This window comes from Mangrovibacter phragmitis (assembly GCF_040429585.1).
GTDB lineage: Bacteria > Pseudomonadota > Gammaproteobacteria > Enterobacterales > Enterobacteriaceae > Mangrovibacter > Mangrovibacter phragmitis.
Window position 1 is genome coordinate 2,539,439 of record NZ_CP134782.1, and the last position, 16,009, is coordinate 2,555,447.

Consider the following 16,009-nt stretch of genomic DNA (forward strand, 5'->3'; position numbering starts at 1 on the left):
CCAGACGTACAGCCTCAAAGCCATCGCCCACAAACACCAGGGGCATGCTGCGCTCCTGCTTGCCATACATCCTGCCAGCATTTATTCACTTCCTTCAACCAGTACCAGCGTACCCGTTGCCGCATGGGTACGAAGTACTTTCGCCGCCTGATATTCGGGGCTGTAATAAAAGCGTTTTGCTTCAACAAAAGAGTCAAACTCAAAAATGACATGCTTCTCGTGGCCCTCACCTTCAAGATTTTGATACTGACCGGACCACGCAATAATTTTCGGATTAAAATCTTTCATCGCCTGACCCGCAGCTTTTGCATATTCTTCGTATGCTTGCGGGTCAGATATGGTGACATGAGCAATTAAATAACCTTTTGGCATGATATCTGTTTCCTGTTAACTCGTTGTTTTTTATTCCACAAATCGTAACGTGAAATGAGATTAGGTTGGTGTAACGGAATGAAAAGGCTCAGGAAACCGGCTGGCATCCTGGTGTTCAATCATCCACCCCGGGTAGTAAGGCGGTAACGCGCTTACATTATTAAGCTGGCGAAGTTCGTCCTCAGTGAGTTCAATTTTTGTTGCCCCGAGGTTATCCAGGAGTTGTTCAATTCGTTTAACCCCGAGGATGACACTGGTAACATGTGGTCTTGACAGTACCCATGCCAGTGCTACCTGGCTCACCGTGGCGTTGCGGGTTTCAGCAATCGCCCGCATTTGGTCAATGCAGCGCCAGACGCTATCCTGCGCAACCGGCGGAAAATCAAAATGGCTACGTCTGCCCTTTCCACTGGCTGAAGTATTCGGGGCATACTTGCCAGATAATAAACCTCCGGCAAGAGGCGACCAGACGAGCAGACCCAACCGTTCTTCAGCCACCAGCGGAATCAGCTCGCGTTCAATATCCCTTCCTGCGATAGAGTAATAAGCCTGCAAAGTTTCAAAGCGTGTGGCGTGAAGTGCCTCACTCAGTCCCAGGGCTTTGCCGATTTTGCCTGACGCCCAGTTTGAAACCCCGACATAGCGAATCAGTCCCTGGCGGGTAAGATCGTCCAGTGCGCGCAGTGTCTCTTCAACAGGTGTCAGCGGATCACTGGCGTGAATTTGATAGAGATCGATATAATCAGTCTGAAGCCTCTCCAGGCTTCTTTGAACAGAATCCATAATATGACCACGAGATGCTCCCTGATCATTCGGATGGTTCCCCATCAAGCCCCCGGTTTTTGTCGCGAGGATAATCTCACTGCGTTTTACCCCAAGATCGTTCAATGACTGACCAATCAGCCGCTCTGACTCACCATAAGAGTAAATATCAGCTGTATCGATAAAATTGATACCCGCAACCAACGCCTGTTCAATCAGTCTGCTTGCGTCCTTTTGCCCAATAGTTCCAATTCCCGCCCATATACCAGCATCAGCATTTCCCCCCAATGTCATGGTGCCCAGACACAGTTCAGAGACAAATATCCCCGTTCGCCCCAGTTGCTTATATTTCATTGTGCCTCCCGGTTAACCATCCCGATAATCCCAGTGACAGGCATGCCTCCACGGTGTTACCTGTACTGAGAACTTGAAGCACAAGTCTATTGAGTTAAAATAAATGTATAAACGATTGAAATTTAAACTAACTGTTTCCAAAAAGGGGAACAATGAAAAATCTGAACGCGCTGCTTTTGTTTACTAAAGTGGTGGAAATGGCGAGTTTCACCCGCGCAGCTGAAAGCACTGGAACACAGAAAGGGCGGGTTTCTGCGGTCATTCGTGAACTGGAACAAAGCGTGGGTGTTGCACTGTTGCACCGGACCACCCGCAGTGTGCAGTTGACAGAAGATGGACGGCTATTTTATTCCCGTGCACTGGACTTATTGGCTGAGGCAGAAGAATTACAGAACATGTTTGCCTCAAACGGCGCACCTGTACGCGGTAAATTACGTATTGATATGCCAACGGAACTGGCGAAAAGTATTGTAATACCGGCTTTACCGGAATTTCTGTCGGCGCACCCGGCAGTCGAACTCGAGCTATCCAGCACTGATCGCAGTGTCAACCTTGTTCAGGAAGGCTTTGATTGCGTTATCCGTCTTGGCCCCATAATGGATGAAACGCTGGTTGCCCGAAAACTGGGACAACTACGCATGATCAATGCTGCAAGTCCATCCTACCTGAAACGTTTTGGTACCCCGCACACACTGAAGGACCTGGTTGAACAAGGTCATCAAATAGTCCACTACACACGCTCACTGGGCTCCAAACCAACTGGCTGGGAATACCCGAATGGTGAAGGTTATGCCTTGCTTGCGCTACCAGGAGCTGTTCAAGTCAATAGTGTACAAACTTATCATGAAGCAGGGCTGGCAGGGATTGGACTGATTCAGGCAGGGTATTCAGCATTGGCTCCTTATATTGAATGTGGGGCATTAGTGGAAATACTTCCGGACAAGCCTCCTGAACCCCTCACCGCTTTCGTTGTTGTGGCGCACAGGCGCAACCTTTCTCCGCGCGTGCGAACTTTCATTCGCTGGCTTGAAAGTATCCTGGCACCCTACTTTACTTAATCCGCCTGACTGTGAGAGGCAGTACGCGCACCGGGTTTACAACCCGTTACCACACTGGATTGCATTAATCGCCTATGGTATCAACCGGTATCAGCCATACTAAAAAGGCATTGTTGCTATAACGGGAATTCATGGTGTGATCCATAGCACAAAAGCTTTTTTAATTGTATGATGAATGCATTCATTCAGGGGTTACTTAAATGCGCCATACATTGCTTATCATCTGGCAATATTGCCGGGCTTTCTTCTTTATTTATGCCTGCCTGTATGCCGGGCAGTTTATTGCCACACTGCTTCCTATTACAATTCCAGGCTCGATTATTGGCATGCTGTTGCTGTTCCTGCTGCTCTCATTACAAATCCTGCCTGCCCAGTGGGTAAAGCCTGGCTGCCACTTATTCATTCGTTACATGGCATTGCTGTTCGTACCCATTGGGGTGGGTGTCATGCAGTATTTCGACTTGCTGCGTACCCAGTTCGGCCCCATCGTGGTGTCATGTACTATCAGCACAATCGTTGTTCTGGTCGTTGTCAGTTGGACCTCTCACCTGGTTCACGGAGAACGTAAAGTTGTTGGCCAGAAAGAGGTTAAAGAGAAATGAGTGATATTTGGTGGTCATTGCCACTAACTCTGGTGGTTTTCTTTGCAGCACGCAAGCTTGGCACTGTGGTTAAAACGCCACTGCTGAACCCTCTGCTGGTTTCCATGGTGGTGATTATTCCGTTTCTTCTGCTCACGGGAATCAAATACCAGCACTATTTTCAGGGCAGCAAAATGCTGAACGACTGGCTGCAACCGGCTGTCGTAGCGCTGGCATTTCCACTATACGAGCAGCTTCACCAAATTCGCGCCCGCTGGAAATCCATTATTTCTATCTGCTTTATTGGCAGCATGGTGGCAATGATAACCGGCACCAGCATTGCACTATTAATGGGTGCCACGCCGCAAATCGCAGCCTCTATATTGCCTAAATCTGTCACCACCCCTATTGCGATGGCAGTTGGCGGAAGTATTGGCGGGCTGCCGGCAATCAGCGCGGTGTGTGTTATCTATGTCGGTATTTTAGGTGCAGTTTTTGGTCACACCCTGTTGAATGCCATGCACATTACCACCAAAGCTTCCCGTGGGCTCTCCATGGGAACAGCTTCCCATGCGTTAGGCACAGCACGCTGCGCCGAACTGGATTTTCAGGAAGGCGCATTCAGCTCACTGGCACTGGTTATCTGCGGGATTATCACCTCGTTGGTTGCTCCGTTTCTCTTTCCGGTTATTCTGGCGGTTTTAAGGTAAATTTGCGCACAATCTCGAAAATACGCAACACCATTAGCAAGTTGCATTAATAATTAGAGTTAGATCACATATTCAGATTAGTGAGAACCGTACACTACGGTTCCATTAACCTGATACAAGGCATCATGTTATGCATCCCCGTTTTGTTTCAGCCTTTGAAGCTCTGCCTGTAACTCTTCGTGCTTCCCTGCAATCTATTTTGGACGATAGCGCCTTTCCAGCCATGTTGACTCCGGAGCAAACACAGCACCTGCAACAACAAACCGGTATGGATAAGAACGCCCTGGCCTTTGCATTGTTGCCTTTAGCAGCAGCCTGCGCCTGGACAGGTATTTCGCATTTCAATGTAGGTGCGATCGTTCAGGGTGCCAGTGGAGCACTGTGGTTTGGGGCAAATATGGAGTTTCCTGGCAGTTGCATGCAACAAACCATTCATGCTGAACAAAGCGCCATAAGCCATGCCTGGATGGGTGGTGAGCAGACCTTAACCGGGATAACCGTCAACTATACACCTTGTGGGCACTGCCGCCAGTTTATGAATGAACTCAATAGTGGGTTGTCGCTGGAAATTCATTTACCAGAACGAGCACCAGCAAAACTGGGTCATTACTTGCCGGATGCCTTTGGGCCGAAAGATCTCGCTATCACTACGCTTCTGCTGGATAACGAGAACCATGGGTTCCCGGTTAAAGGACCGGCACTGGAACAAGCTGCCATCTGTGCGGCCAATCGCAGCCATTGCCCTTATAGTCAGTCTCCTGGCGGGGTAGCATTGCAAACCCATGACGGCAATATCTTCGCCGGAAGCTATGCCGAGAACGCAGCATTTAACCCCTCTCTACCTCCATTGCAGGTCGCCCTGAACCTGTTACGCTTGCGTGGCTACGGAGCTGAAGATATCGCTTGCGCAGCAATAGCGGAGCGTACCAATGGGCAGATAAGCCACCATGACAGTACTGTCTCACTGCTGAATACTCTGGGCTGCCAGAAGATAACCAGCGTAACATTAGCCTGATAATGCGAGCAACCCGTGCTTAAAATAACTGCAATCAGGCGGCGACAGCTTGCTCTTCACGGGGTGGTCAAGTAGCCTTGAAAGCACTTTAATCGCAAGCCGAGCGTTACTAATTATGTTTAAGCGTCTGTTATACAGTCTGTTAGTCCTGACAGGGTTAATGCTGATAACGGCGCTTGCCCTCGATCGCTGGATAAGCTGGCAGACAGCTCCCTACGTATATGATGAAATCCAGGACCTGCCTTACCGCCAGGTGGGGGTGGTGCTGGGTACGGCCAAGTATTACCGTACCGGCGTTATTAACCAGTATTACCGCTACCGTATTCAGGGTGCACTCAATGCTTACAACAGTGGTAAAGTAAACTACCTGTTGTTAAGTGGCGACAACGCATTAACCAGCTATAACGAACCGATGACCATGCGCAAAGACTTAATTGCCGCAGGGGTGGATCCGGCGGATATCGTGCTGGATTACGCAGGGTTTCGGACACTGGATTCCATAGTGCGTACCCGCAAAGTATTTGATACCAACGATTTTATTATTATCACCCAGCGTTTTCACTGCGAGCGCGCATTGTTTATTGCGCTGCATATGGGAATTCAGGCACAGTGCTATGCGGTTCCTTCTCCGAAAAATATGTGGTCGGTTCGCTTCAGGGAGTTCGGTGCCCGGCTGGGCGCACTGGCCGATTTGTTTATTTTTAAACGTGAACCGCATTTCCTGGGGCCATTAGTGCCCATTCCTGCGGCACATGTTGTTTCCGATGACAATCAGGGCTACCCTGCGGTGACGCCCGAGCAATTGCTTGAACTGCAAAAGAAAACCAGTGGGCCAGAAAAGAAAGCGGCTGACACACCGTAGAGTAAGGCAGCTTCACTGACCTGTTCAGGTTTTTCCTCCCCTAACCCGTCCACCAGCAACCAGGCAAAAAAAACCGCACCGGTGTATCCGGCACGGTTTTAGTCTGCAGAAACAACTTATTTTTTGCGGGTGTATTTCAGTGAATCCAGCGCCACAGCAAAGATAATGATGCTGCCTTTAATAATGTACTGCCAGTATGGGTTGATACCGATATAGGTCAGACCGTAGTTAATCACAGTAAAGATGATTACCCCGGTTACCACACCAATCACGGTTCCAACACCGCCACTGAACGAGACCCCTCCCACCACACAAGCCGCGATGGCGTCCAGTTCGTACATAAAGCCCAGGTTGTTGGTTGCCGAACCAATACGCCCGGCTTCCAGCATCCCACCAAAGGCGTAAAACACACCAGATAAGGCGTAGATCATCAACAGGTTCAGGCCAACATTCACCCCGGATACTTTCGCCGCTTCAGGGTTGCCGCCGATGGCAAAAATGTTTTTACCAAAGCGTGTTTTGTTCCACAGGATCCAGACAAAAATACTGGCTATCACCGCGTAGAAGGTAATGTACGACAACCGGAACGAGCCCATTTGTACAAACCCCTGCGTGAAGGTGGAGAATTTTTGTGCAAACCCAGAAATAGGTGATGCACCGACAAAATCGTAATACAGGGAGTTGATCCCGTAGACGATAATCATCGTACCCAGAGTGGTGATAAACGGGGTCACATTAAGGTAAGCAATGATAATCCCGTTCACCAGGCCAATCACCGCACCTATGACACACACAATCAGGATAACCATTGGAATAGACATGGTTTCCATGTGTGGGAAAACCTTGTTGACGTTCCCCATGGACTGAAGCAATGTGGCCGCAATCACTGCCGCCAGACCAACCTGACGCCCGGCTGACAAGTCAGTTCCCTGGGTGACAATCAACCCTGCCACACCCAGTGCAATGATAATACGCACCGATGACTGAGTCAGAATATTACTCAGGTTGAGCAAGCTTAAAAAAGTTGGATCCTGGAAAATAATGATAGCCAGTAAGACAAACAGTACGACGTAAATACCGCCGTCTTTCAGGTAAGTAAACAAGCTTTTCTTATTTAACGCACTCATGAGAAGCCCCTGAGATTAAAGATGCAAAGACGCAAGACGCAATATTTCGTTCTGCGTGGCGGTTTTAGTGTCAACAATGCCGGAAACGAGCCCATTGCTCATAACCAGAATTCTGTCGGTTATTCCCAGTAACTCCGGCATTTCGGAGGAAATAATAATTATTCCCTTTCCTTTTTTCGCCAGTTCAGCTATTAGCTGGTAGATTTCAAACTTAGCCCCGACATCAATTCCACGCGTCGGTTCATCCAGCATCAATATTTCAGGTTGAGTCAACAACCAACGGCCGATAATTACTTTTTGTTGGTTACCCCCAGACAACGAGCCAATTTGGGTTTTATGGCCGGGAGTTTTAACCCGCATGGCATCGATTACCCATTGGGTATCACTTTTCATGCGTGAATTATCCAATAAACCAACTTTATTTTTGTAGCGTTTAATATTGGAAATAAGCGAGTTAAAACCAATATCCAGATACGCATAAATACCGGTTGAGCGGCGTTCTTCGGTCACCAGCGCAAAACCATTATTAATAGCTTCATTCGCAGTATGGTTATTAATGGGCTTGCCATGTAACTTAATGGTCCCGGATGACTTCTCACGAATACCAAATAATGTTTCGACAATATCGGTACGTTTTGCACCTACCAACCCCGCAATACCCAGAATTTCACCCTGATGTAGATCAAAAGAAATATCGCGAATTGAAGGCTGACGCAAGGAGGTCAAATTGCGAACTTCCAAAATCACTTCGCCCGGTGAGTTTTCACGTTCAGGGAAACGTTGGCTTAAAGAACGCCCCACCATCATGGCAATGATTTTATCCATATCCAGCCCTTCAAGGGACTGAGTGGCAATCCACTGCCCATCACGCAGGATGGTTATCTCATCACATAGCTGGAAAATTTCTTCCATCTTATGAGAGATATAAACAATTCCGCACCCGCGCTCTTTCAGCTTACGAATAATGGTAAACAGGTGGTTAACTTCTTTTTCTGTCAGCGACGAAGTAGGCTCGTCCATAATGACAATTTTAGCATCATAGGAAAATGCCTTGGCGATTTCGATCATTTGCATTTGCGAAACAGATAACGTACCCACCCGTGCTTTGGGGTCAATATCAATATCCAGTTCTTCAAAAATCGCTTTGGTATCCTGGTACATTTTATCCTGATCGACAAAAATACCTTTGGTGGGATAACGCCCCAGCCACATATTGTCCATGACTGAGCGTTGTGACACCAGGTTCAACTCCTGGTGAACCATAGAAATCCCATTTTCCAGAGCTTCTTTTGCGGAATGAAATTCAATTTCTTTCCCTTGAAAAAGAATACTTCCACTGTCCTTCTTGTAAATACCAAACAGGCATTTTAATAATGTTGATTTCCCTGCACCATTCTCTCCCATCAGAGCATGAATAGAGTGAGGGCGAACTTTCAGGTTCACATTATCCAGCGCTTTAACGCCAGGAAATGATTTATTAATGTTAGACATTTCTAACAAAAACTCACCTGACGGCTGTATGTTATTGCTGACCATAGTCATCACCTGGCTACATCCCACGAATAATCACAGTATCAGATTTAGCTCAATCTGGTTTACTGGTAATTATTTTGAGTAAAGTATTTGTTGCTCATTATGTTGTAATAACAGGTGCAGTATTTTACCTGCACCTGTTATTCCCCTTACAAGTCACGCCGTACTTCGGTAGCCGGACTATTCAGGGCAAACAATATCGAAATAAAATTACTTACCTTCAAATTTCGATAAGTTATCTTTATCTACGCCAACATAAGGAACACGAACAATTTTATCGACAATCTTCCAACTGGTGCCAGCGGCAGGTGCTTTACCTTCAGCCAGGTTACGGGCTAAATCAAAGGTCGCTTTCGCCTGGTTGTTGGCATCGTTCAGCACGGTACCTGCCATCGCGCCGGATTTAATCAGCGCCATCGCTTCTGGTAATGCATCCACACCAAAGACCGGAATTGATGACTTATTGTGAGCTTTGAGCGCTTCGATAGCCCCCATGGCCATCGCATCGTTGTTCGCAATAACCACTTCAATCTTATTGGCATTTGGGCCAGATAACCAGGCATCCATTTTGTCTTTTGCCTGCGCGGTATCCCACATTGCAGTATCCAGTGCCAGCTGCTGTGTTTTCAGGCCTTTATCATGCAGGGTTTTCACCACATAAGTAGTACGTGCTTCAGCATCCGGATGCCCTGGCTCACCTTTAAGCAATACATACTGAATCACGCCATCTTTGTTCAGATCCCAGGATGGGTTCGCCGCCCAGTGCTTGGCGATCAGTTCGCCCTGAATAACGCCGGCTTCTTTTGAGTCAGTCCCTACATAATAGGCTTTGTCATAGCTGTCCAGCGCCTTACGTGAAGGTTCCTTGTTAAAGAAAACAATCGGCACATTCTGCGAACGGGCTTTCATGATCACAGTACCTGCGGCTGCCGGGTCAACCAGGTTAATTGCCAGCGCTTTTACGCCTTTCGCCAGCAAGACATCAATCTGGTCATTCTGTTTAGACTGGTCGTTCTGCGAGTCGTTCATCAGCAACTGAACATCAGGCGCATCCTTGCCATCCTTTTCAATTGCTTTGCGAACTTCTGACATAAAGTTATCATCATATTTGTAGATGGTGACGCCAATACGGGTTGCTGCGTGCGCAGCTGCGCCAAACAACATGCTTGCCATTACAGCTGACAGAGTAAGCACCTTCTTATTCATGGTATCTCCGGTTTTGCAGGGTAACGATAAAAATCAGTCAGGCGGGATATTTGTAATCAAAATGTTACATCACGCCGACTTTTCGGGAAAAAGTTAACGCATCCATGTGATATAACATTCCGTTACTGCATTTTTATGAGCGCTCAGAGGGCTTTTATACCGTAACCACCCATCCGCAGTTACATTATGTTTCACCCTCTAAAACACCGCCATAATAGTAACCGGAATGTTAAGTTACTGTGAATTTACTCACAGATTGAAACCGGTTACATCAAACTCTTTATAAAAGAAGTGATCTGGCACACACTTTACTGGCTGGGTGAAACAGAATGACGGCGAACCAGTGTTGGCATAAAGCAGTGGGTTTCTGACTGGTCAAGTGTGCCCGCAGCGCCGCGTAGTGCCAGTTCAGTTGCTGTACGGGCCATAGAAGCAATAGGGTAACGAACCGTAGTGAGTTGAGGGTCGGTATAGCGTGCGACGGGAATGTCATCAAAACCAATCACGGATACCTGTTGCGGAATATGAAAGCCATTATCTTTCAGGGCTGTCATCGCCCCGGCGGCCATACTGTCGTTATAAGCAAAAATCGCACTCAATTGTTGGTTGCTGCCAAGGAGTTCCACCATGGCCGCTTCCCCTCCCTGTAAATCGGGGGTACCACGGGCAACCCAATTTTCCCGTGCGGAAATCCCTTGTTCTTCCAGCGCCATAGCCCAGCCCTGGCGGCGTTGTGTATCGTCGTCAATGCCGTGGCTGGAACTAAGATAACCAATACGCTCATGCCCCTGCGCTATCAGCATTCGGGTCGCCATTAATGCACCGGATACGTTATCCAGGCCGACACAACGGTGCTCATAACCAGGTAAAATTCGGTTAATCAACACCATGCCCGGCACTTGTTCCATAAACAATGCCATTTCCTGGTCAGATAACGCTTTAGCATGAACGATCAGCGCATTGCAGCGCTGGCGGATTAATACTTCAATTGCGTGCCGTTCTTTCTCTGCTTCATGGTAACTGTTACCCACCAACACATATTTGTTATGCGCCTGGGCAACACCATCCACAGCTTTAACCAGTGCACCAAAAAACGGGTCAGAAACATCCATGACCACCACACCAATGGTATCACTGACCTGAGTTGCCAGTGCCTGTGCGTTGGCATTTGGCCTGTAGCCAAGTTGCGTCACTGCTTTCATGACTGCATCACGGGTATCAGGGCTCACCAGCGCACTGTTATTGAGAACGCGTGAAACTGTGGCAACGGAAACACCCGCGTAACGGGCTACATCGCGAATCGTGACCATGCAAATCATCCAGGCAGAGGTTTTTAAATTGTTGTCGCCGCGTTACCTGCAGCGTGGCGGTTATTTTGTCAGCGAGCGGGTTAACGCAGCGTGAGGAAAATCACAGGGATGAAAGCGGTTACAGCAGATATGTTAATGATTGTGATCTGGATCGTTATCTGGTTGTAGATGAAGCAGGTGAACCGGTAGCCAGAGCGGTCAATTTGCGCCACAACCACTCCAGCGGCCCCTGACGAAAAAAGTGTAACCAGCAAACTGACAACACAAGGTTAACCAGCCACACCGCAGGCACAAAGGCCAGCAGTTGTAACCGGCTGAAATGCATAAACAGCCCTGCCCGTTCAAACAGGGTAGTACAAATAACTGTTTGCAGCAGGTAATTCGTCAGAGCCATTCGCCCAACACAGGCGATAGCTATTGTGATACGCCAGGAAGCCATTGTGCGCCAGTAGCCAAAGATAAGTGCGGCATAACCAATGGACTGCAGTGGGGCGCTTAATTCCCGCGGCGACTGTAACAAAAATGCGCACCACCGGTACTGCCAGCCTAAATACCATTGTGCATACACAGCAGGCGCATTAATTAACAACCCCAGCCCCACCAGAATGACACCGGTACGCCGGTAATGAGACTGGCTGAAGCGCCCACGTAACCAGCCACTGCGCATCAGTGCAGCCCCCAGCAGCATCATTCCCGCCAGTTGCCAGCCATATTGTGCGCCAATGGCCAGTAGATTTGAGGACAACAAACTCAGGCGGTTATCAACAGCTTCCATCCCACCTTTTAATTTCCAGTAGGCCTCATATTGCAGGGGAGCGGCTTCTGGCACCCAGGAACGGCTGGTGTGATCACCAGAAATCAACCCAAGAACCAGCAATACACCCAGACCAATTAAATAGAGCACAATGCCAGTATTAAACAGCGCCTTAACACCACTGGCGTCGCGAATCATTCTCCAGCACACCAGCCCAACCAGTCCGTAAGCCAGAAGAATATCGCCATCCCATAAAAATACTGCATGGCAAAACCCCAGCATGACCAGCAAAGTCAGCCGCGACTGGATCCAGCGTTTACCACGCGGCAACAACATTTGCAGCCCTGCGCCAAACAACAAGGCAAATAGCGTAAGGAATTTAACCTGGGCGAAAAGATCGAGTATGGCCCATGTCCAGGCATCACTTAATGAAACACTGCCTGACCAGGCGGGATTAAGATAAGCGGCCTTGGGTAAACCAAAAGCCACTATATTGAGAAGCAGGATGCCCAGAATGGCAACGCCGCGAATAAAATCGAGCGTAAGGTTTCTTTCCATTGCATCCTGCCTGGCAGTTAAATTCAGTTATGGTGACGCACTGCGCGTAAAAACTCCTGCCGGGTATTCTGGCTCGATTTGAATAACCCGCCCAACGATGTGGTGGTGGTCGCGCTGGTTGCATCGCGAATACCGCGTGCTTTTACACAATAATGCACAGCATCGATGGATACAGCGACATTACTTGTTCCCAACAAAGTTTGCAGTGCTACTAATATTTGCTGAGTCAGACGTTCCTGAACCTGTGGCCGCTGAGCAAAGAACTGCACTATACGGTTAATTTTTGACAAACCAATCACCGCATCTTTTGGAATATAAGCGACGGTAGCTTTGCCATCAATAGTAACGAAATGGTGTTCACAGGTACTGGTGAGCGTAATATCACGTACTGTCACCATTTCATCCACTTTCATTTTATTTTCAATGACAGTGATTTTAGGGAAATTAGCGTAATCCAGACCAGAAAAGATCTCATCAACATACATTTTGGCAATGCGATGTGGCGTTTCCATCAGGCTGTCATCACTCAAATCCAGATTCATGAGTTGCATGATGCCTGCCATATGTTCGGCAATGCGTGCTTTGCGAGTTTCGTTATCCAGTTGCTCGGCAGGTTGGCGTAACGGTGTTTCCAGTCCTCTGGCAACCAGAGCATCGTGGACCTGGGCGGCTTCTTTACTGAGTGATGGCATCAAATTTCTCCTGCAGGTGTCTCATTCCTTACCCTGCGTGGGGTAAAGTTTGTGCTCATTTTGCGGCACTGCGCATGTTTAATCCAGTACCATAAAGGATTATTGTTGAAATAGGTGTAGCCATGCACCAGAAAAAACAATGCCGTTATTGGCTGGCGGAATGAAAGAAAAATGGATATTGCACTGCCTGTATCCATATTCAAATGTCAGAACCCGCGTAATAATAAAGCCAGCGCAAGCGCTGGCTTCAGGCTGATTACCAGGCTCATATCTGCACAATAACCAAAAGGGTTACACTTCCAGTGAGGTAGTCAGGCCGTCGATAACCACCTGAGGTGTGCCACGCGAGCAGCGCTCAATACGCCCTTTTACTCCATAGACTTCCGCCAGGCTCTCAGCCGTAATCACTGTTGCCGGTTCCCCGCTGGCAACCAGGTTGCCGTTTTTCAGCATCAGCACATGTTCGCCATGGCGCAGGGCAATATTAATATCATGCACCACGACTACCGTTATCATATTGCGCTTGCGGGTTTCACGGGCTACCAAATCCATTACGTGGAACTGGTAATTAAGATCAAGTGCACTGAGCGGTTCATCAAGCAACAATAATTCCGGGCGGCGGATCAGTGACTGTGCCAAACCAACCAGTTGCTTTTGCCCACCAGAAAGTTGGTCCAGGTAGCTCATTGCCAGATGTGAAATGCCCAGTTGATCGAGCAGGTTCATTACTTCCTGCTCATGAGATGCATTGGCATGGCCGCCAGACGCACGCTGCGCAACAATTATTGATTCCAGAACGTGCAGGTGAACGCCCGCAGGTAAACTTTGCGGTAAATAAACTACTTTCTCTGCCCGTTTCGCAAAAGGCAGCGCCATCAGGTCTTCACCGTCCAGCTCTAACTGGCCCTGCGCTTTATTCAGACCGGCCAGCGAACGCATCAGCGTGGATTTACCACAGCCATTGGGGCCAAGTAACACAGTGATTTTCCCACGGGGTAACGGCCCAACATTCAGATCGCTGATAATCTGGCGTTTCGGGTAACCGGCATGAAAATTGCGAATAACTAAACCACTCATTATACGCTCCCCCGGTGGCGCAGAATAATACTCAGGAAGAAAGGCACCCCTACCAGAGATGTCACGATCCCCACCGGGATGATGACGCCAGGAATGATATTCTTGGAAGCAACAGATGCCATCGACAACACCAGCGCGCCAATCAACACACTACCCGGCAAGTAAAAACGGTGGTCTTCACCAAATGTCAGGCGGGCAATATGTGGCGCGACAAGGCCGATAAACCCAATCGGGCCCACAAACGCCACAGATAGCGCAGACAGGATACTGATACGCAGTAAGGTTGCCAGGCGCAGGCGGCGTACATCGATACCGAAGCTGACTGCACGGTCTTCTCCCAGGCGCAGTGCGGTGAGTTTCCATGAGCTCATCATCGAAAGTGGCAAAATAACTGCAAATGCCAGCGCCAGCACACCCAGTTTGTCCCAGGAGGCTCTGGCCAGGCTGCCCATGGTCCAGAAAACCAGTCCCTGCAACGTATCTTCGCTGGCAACAAACTGCAACATAGAAACCAGCGCATTAAAGGTAAACACCAGCGCAATCCCAAACAGCACCACACCTGATGTCGCAACTTGTGTCCAGCGGGTGATGGCATCAAGCAGCAAGGCTGCGATTAACGCGAAAACAAAAGCATTAGCCGAGATAAACCACTGGTCAGGCACGCCGGGTATACCAATACCCAGGACAATAGCCAGTGCGGCACCAAATGCCGCAGCAGAAGAGACACCGAGAGTAAACGGGCTGGCAAGCGGGTTATTGAGAATGGTCTGCATCTCCGCCCCGGCGAGGCCCAGCGCCATACCCACCATTACCGCCATAAGTGCATAAGGCAGACGGATATCCCAGACTATCACCCGGGTTCCCGGGTTAGCACTGGACGGGTCAATCAGCGTATGCCACAACGTACCCAGCGATAAACCTGAAGGGCCAAGAGTAAAATCCAGCAACAGCGACGCGAGAATGGCAAGAACAATCACGCCAAGTAACCAGTAACGGTGGTACAACACCTTCTGGTAACGGCCCATCACGTTATTGGCAGATGATGATTGCGATGTTGATTGTGACATTGATTCGGAGGTTACACTCATTACATCTAAACCTTTACGGCGTCATGCTAATCATTAATTTCCCTCTGGCTCATGCCATCAGGTTCTCAGGTTAAACGCCTGCACAGGCAACAACTATTCACGCTGGCCACACGCCAGCTACAACGAAACAGAATGTTGAAACCAGGACAGGCACTGTCCAGGGTACGTCCGTAGGTGTCTGTACGATGTCTTGCTGTAAACAAAGGCTCACTGCGAGACCACCAGGCAAAAATAAATATGGCCACGGGCATATATCGAGCGCCAACGATAAGGCAAATGATAATTCTTATCAATTCTATAGTTAGAAAAACTTCATTTTTTACACGCGCAGCCGTTATAAATCAACGTATACATGTAAAAACAACACATAGTGTGTAAGTTTTCCCTGACCGGGAACAAAATTACAGCAGTTGCGCTGCCCCCTCTGCCAGCACAGAGCAAATTGCGCACCGTGCCAGCCACACTGTTTTCTCTCACCACCATCACCCGGCGCCCGCAGGGGGCACGGCCCGCCAGGCACGCCTCAACGATTTAGAGGCCACCCAAACCCACCCGTTTGTAAGTCAGCAGCAAAAAATAAATAAAGACATACCGGGCACAAATCCTCCAGCCACTCAGCACCACAAAAAAAACAGCTACTTGCAGCGGGGACAGTTCGCGTAAGACCGGTGAACCGCAGAAAGGAAGACAAGGTTATTCCGCCCGGACGGCGGAATAAGGCGAAACGAGGCATGGATGCCGAGTCGAGCCGGCCGCAGGCTGACTGCCCGGAGGTGAACGCAGTGCGCAGCACCGGTCGCCCGCGAAAACGGGGATTGCAAAGGGGGCGAGCCCCCTTTAGCCCGTTCACTGGTTGTGCAGCCACATTAACCACTTAACTTCAGGTGAACGGAACTTTCACATCAGTCCAGGTGAACGGAAACAGCCACACTGCAAGTGAACGAAACAGT

At 48.8% G+C, this 16,009-nt stretch carries 15 protein-coding genes; 5 read left to right on the forward strand and 10 right to left on the reverse strand.

From position 1 onward, the window contains the following. Nucleotides 1-81: 81 nt before the first annotated feature. Together MPHASIOC01_RS12265 and MPHASIOC01_RS12270 are read right to left on the reverse strand one after the other, a co-directional pair. Nucleotides 82-372 (reverse strand): DUF1330 domain-containing protein, encoded by a 291-nt coding sequence (locus tag MPHASIOC01_RS12265; RefSeq protein ID WP_064595009.1) that lies wholly within the window; start codon nucleotides 370-372, stop codon nucleotides 82-84. Between the two features lie 60 nt (nucleotides 373-432). Continuing rightward, nucleotides 433-1,488 carry an aldo/keto reductase gene (locus tag MPHASIOC01_RS12270; protein ID WP_064595011.1) on the reverse strand — a complete coding sequence of 352 codons (1,056 nt, stop codon included), beginning with the start codon at nucleotides 1,486-1,488 and terminating at the stop codon, nucleotides 433-435. Between the two features lie 152 nt (nucleotides 1,489-1,640). Here MPHASIOC01_RS12270 and MPHASIOC01_RS12275 point away from each other — a divergent pair, with 152 nt between their 5' ends. From MPHASIOC01_RS12275 to sanA, 5 genes are all read left to right on the forward strand, one after another. After that, the gene (locus tag MPHASIOC01_RS12275) at nucleotides 1,641-2,546 is read left to right on the forward strand and encodes a LysR family transcriptional regulator (protein ID WP_064595013.1); all 906 of its coding nucleotides are present in this window, start codon (nucleotides 1,641-1,643) and stop codon (nucleotides 2,544-2,546) included. 200 nt (nucleotides 2,547-2,746) lie between these two features. Then, entirely contained in the window at nucleotides 2,747-3,148 is a 402-nt protein-coding gene (locus MPHASIOC01_RS12280; RefSeq protein ID WP_064595014.1) for a CidA/LrgA family protein, read from the forward strand. Next, nucleotides 3,145-3,837: a CidB/LrgB family autolysis modulator gene (locus tag MPHASIOC01_RS12285; RefSeq protein WP_353614745.1), complete on the forward strand. Its 693-nt coding sequence runs from the start codon at nucleotides 3,145-3,147 to the stop codon at nucleotides 3,835-3,837. The genes MPHASIOC01_RS12280 and MPHASIOC01_RS12285 overlap by 4 nt, the downstream gene beginning before the upstream one ends. A gap of 130 nt (nucleotides 3,838-3,967) precedes the next feature. Further along, on the forward strand, nucleotides 3,968-4,852 hold the full coding sequence (gene cdd, locus MPHASIOC01_RS12290; protein WP_353614746.1) for a cytidine deaminase: 885 nt from the start codon (nucleotides 3,968-3,970) through the stop codon (nucleotides 4,850-4,852). Nucleotides 4,853-4,967: 115 nt separating this feature from the next. After that, nucleotides 4,968-5,714 (forward strand): outer membrane permeability protein SanA, encoded by a 747-nt coding sequence (gene sanA, locus MPHASIOC01_RS12295; protein ID WP_064595020.1) that lies wholly within the window; start codon nucleotides 4,968-4,970, stop codon nucleotides 5,712-5,714. Between the two features lie 116 nt (nucleotides 5,715-5,830). Here the strand turns inward: sanA and mglC are convergent, their stop codons facing one another. The 8 genes from mglC to MPHASIOC01_RS12335 form a co-directional block, all read right to left on the reverse strand. Beyond that, a complete protein-coding gene (gene mglC / locus MPHASIOC01_RS12300) occupies nucleotides 5,831-6,841 on the reverse strand; it encodes a galactose/methyl galactoside ABC transporter permease MglC (protein WP_064595022.1) in 1,011 nt (336 codons plus the stop codon). Between the two features lie 15 nt (nucleotides 6,842-6,856). Then, on the reverse strand, nucleotides 6,857-8,377 hold the full coding sequence (gene mglA, locus MPHASIOC01_RS12305; RefSeq protein ID WP_064595024.1) for a galactose/methyl galactoside ABC transporter ATP-binding protein MglA: 1,521 nt from the start codon (nucleotides 8,375-8,377) through the stop codon (nucleotides 6,857-6,859). Nucleotides 8,378-8,584: 207 nt separating this feature from the next. Next, on the reverse strand, nucleotides 8,585-9,580 hold the full coding sequence (gene mglB, locus MPHASIOC01_RS12310; RefSeq protein ID WP_064595026.1) for a galactose/glucose ABC transporter substrate-binding protein MglB: 996 nt from the start codon (nucleotides 9,578-9,580) through the stop codon (nucleotides 8,585-8,587). Between the two features lie 308 nt (nucleotides 9,581-9,888). Then, on the reverse strand, nucleotides 9,889-10,890 hold the full coding sequence (galS, locus tag MPHASIOC01_RS12315; RefSeq protein WP_064595029.1) for an HTH-type transcriptional regulator GalS: 1,002 nt from the start codon (nucleotides 10,888-10,890) through the stop codon (nucleotides 9,889-9,891). Between the two features lie 154 nt (nucleotides 10,891-11,044). Then, the gene (yeiB, locus tag MPHASIOC01_RS12320) at nucleotides 11,045-12,202 is read right to left on the reverse strand and encodes a DUF418 domain-containing protein YeiB (protein ID WP_064595031.1); all 1,158 of its coding nucleotides are present in this window, start codon (nucleotides 12,200-12,202) and stop codon (nucleotides 11,045-11,047) included. 23 nt (nucleotides 12,203-12,225) lie between these two features. Continuing rightward, a complete protein-coding gene (folE, locus tag MPHASIOC01_RS12325; RefSeq protein ID WP_064595033.1) occupies nucleotides 12,226-12,894 on the reverse strand; it encodes a GTP cyclohydrolase I FolE in 669 nt (222 codons plus the stop codon). Between the two features lie 291 nt (nucleotides 12,895-13,185). Then, nucleotides 13,186-13,974 carry an ABC transporter ATP-binding protein gene (locus tag MPHASIOC01_RS12330; RefSeq protein ID WP_156518982.1) on the reverse strand — a complete coding sequence of 263 codons (789 nt, stop codon included), beginning with the start codon at nucleotides 13,972-13,974 and terminating at the stop codon, nucleotides 13,186-13,188. Continuing rightward, nucleotides 13,971-15,038: a FecCD family ABC transporter permease gene (locus MPHASIOC01_RS12335; RefSeq protein WP_369938657.1), complete on the reverse strand. Its 1,068-nt coding sequence runs from the start codon at nucleotides 15,036-15,038 to the stop codon at nucleotides 13,971-13,973. The genes MPHASIOC01_RS12330 and MPHASIOC01_RS12335 overlap by 4 nt, the downstream gene beginning before the upstream one ends. Nucleotides 15,039-16,009 lie beyond the last annotated feature (971 nt).

What these genes read in the sequence shown, in the direction of transcription:
- MPHASIOC01_RS12265 (WP_064595009.1), bottom strand. Translation starts at nt 372, where the DNA reads ATGCCAAAAGGTTATTTAATTGCTCATGTCACCATATCTGACCCGCAA.
- MPHASIOC01_RS12270 (WP_064595011.1), bottom strand. Translation starts at nt 1,488, where the DNA reads ATGAAATATAAGCAACTGGGGCGAACGGGGATATTTGTCTCTGAACTG.
- MPHASIOC01_RS12275 (WP_064595013.1), top strand. Translation starts at nt 1,641, where the DNA reads ATGAAAAATCTGAACGCGCTGCTTTTGTTTACTAAAGTGGTGGAAATG.
- MPHASIOC01_RS12280 (WP_064595014.1), top strand. Translation starts at nt 2,747, where the DNA reads ATGCGCCATACATTGCTTATCATCTGGCAATATTGCCGGGCTTTCTTC.
- MPHASIOC01_RS12285 (WP_353614745.1), top strand. Translation starts at nt 3,145, where the DNA reads ATGAGTGATATTTGGTGGTCATTGCCACTAACTCTGGTGGTTTTCTTT.
- cdd (WP_353614746.1), top strand. Translation starts at nt 3,968, where the DNA reads ATGCATCCCCGTTTTGTTTCAGCCTTTGAAGCTCTGCCTGTAACTCTT.
- sanA (WP_064595020.1), top strand. Translation starts at nt 4,968, where the DNA reads ATGTTTAAGCGTCTGTTATACAGTCTGTTAGTCCTGACAGGGTTAATG.
- mglC (WP_064595022.1), bottom strand. Translation starts at nt 6,841, where the DNA reads ATGAGTGCGTTAAATAAGAAAAGCTTGTTTACTTACCTGAAAGACGGC.
- mglA (WP_064595024.1), bottom strand. Translation starts at nt 8,377, where the DNA reads ATGGTCAGCAATAACATACAGCCGTCAGGTGAGTTTTTGTTAGAAATG.
- mglB (WP_064595026.1), bottom strand. Translation starts at nt 9,580, where the DNA reads ATGAATAAGAAGGTGCTTACTCTGTCAGCTGTAATGGCAAGCATGTTG.
- galS (WP_064595029.1), bottom strand. Translation starts at nt 10,890, where the DNA reads ATGGTCACGATTCGCGATGTAGCCCGTTACGCGGGTGTTTCCGTTGCC.
- yeiB (WP_064595031.1), bottom strand. Translation starts at nt 12,202, where the DNA reads ATGGAAAGAAACCTTACGCTCGATTTTATTCGCGGCGTTGCCATTCTG.
- folE (WP_064595033.1), bottom strand. Translation starts at nt 12,894, where the DNA reads ATGCCATCACTCAGTAAAGAAGCCGCCCAGGTCCACGATGCTCTGGTT.
- MPHASIOC01_RS12335 (WP_369938657.1), bottom strand. Translation starts at nt 15,038, where the DNA reads ATGTCACAATCAACATCGCAATCATCATCTGCCAATAACGTGATGGGC.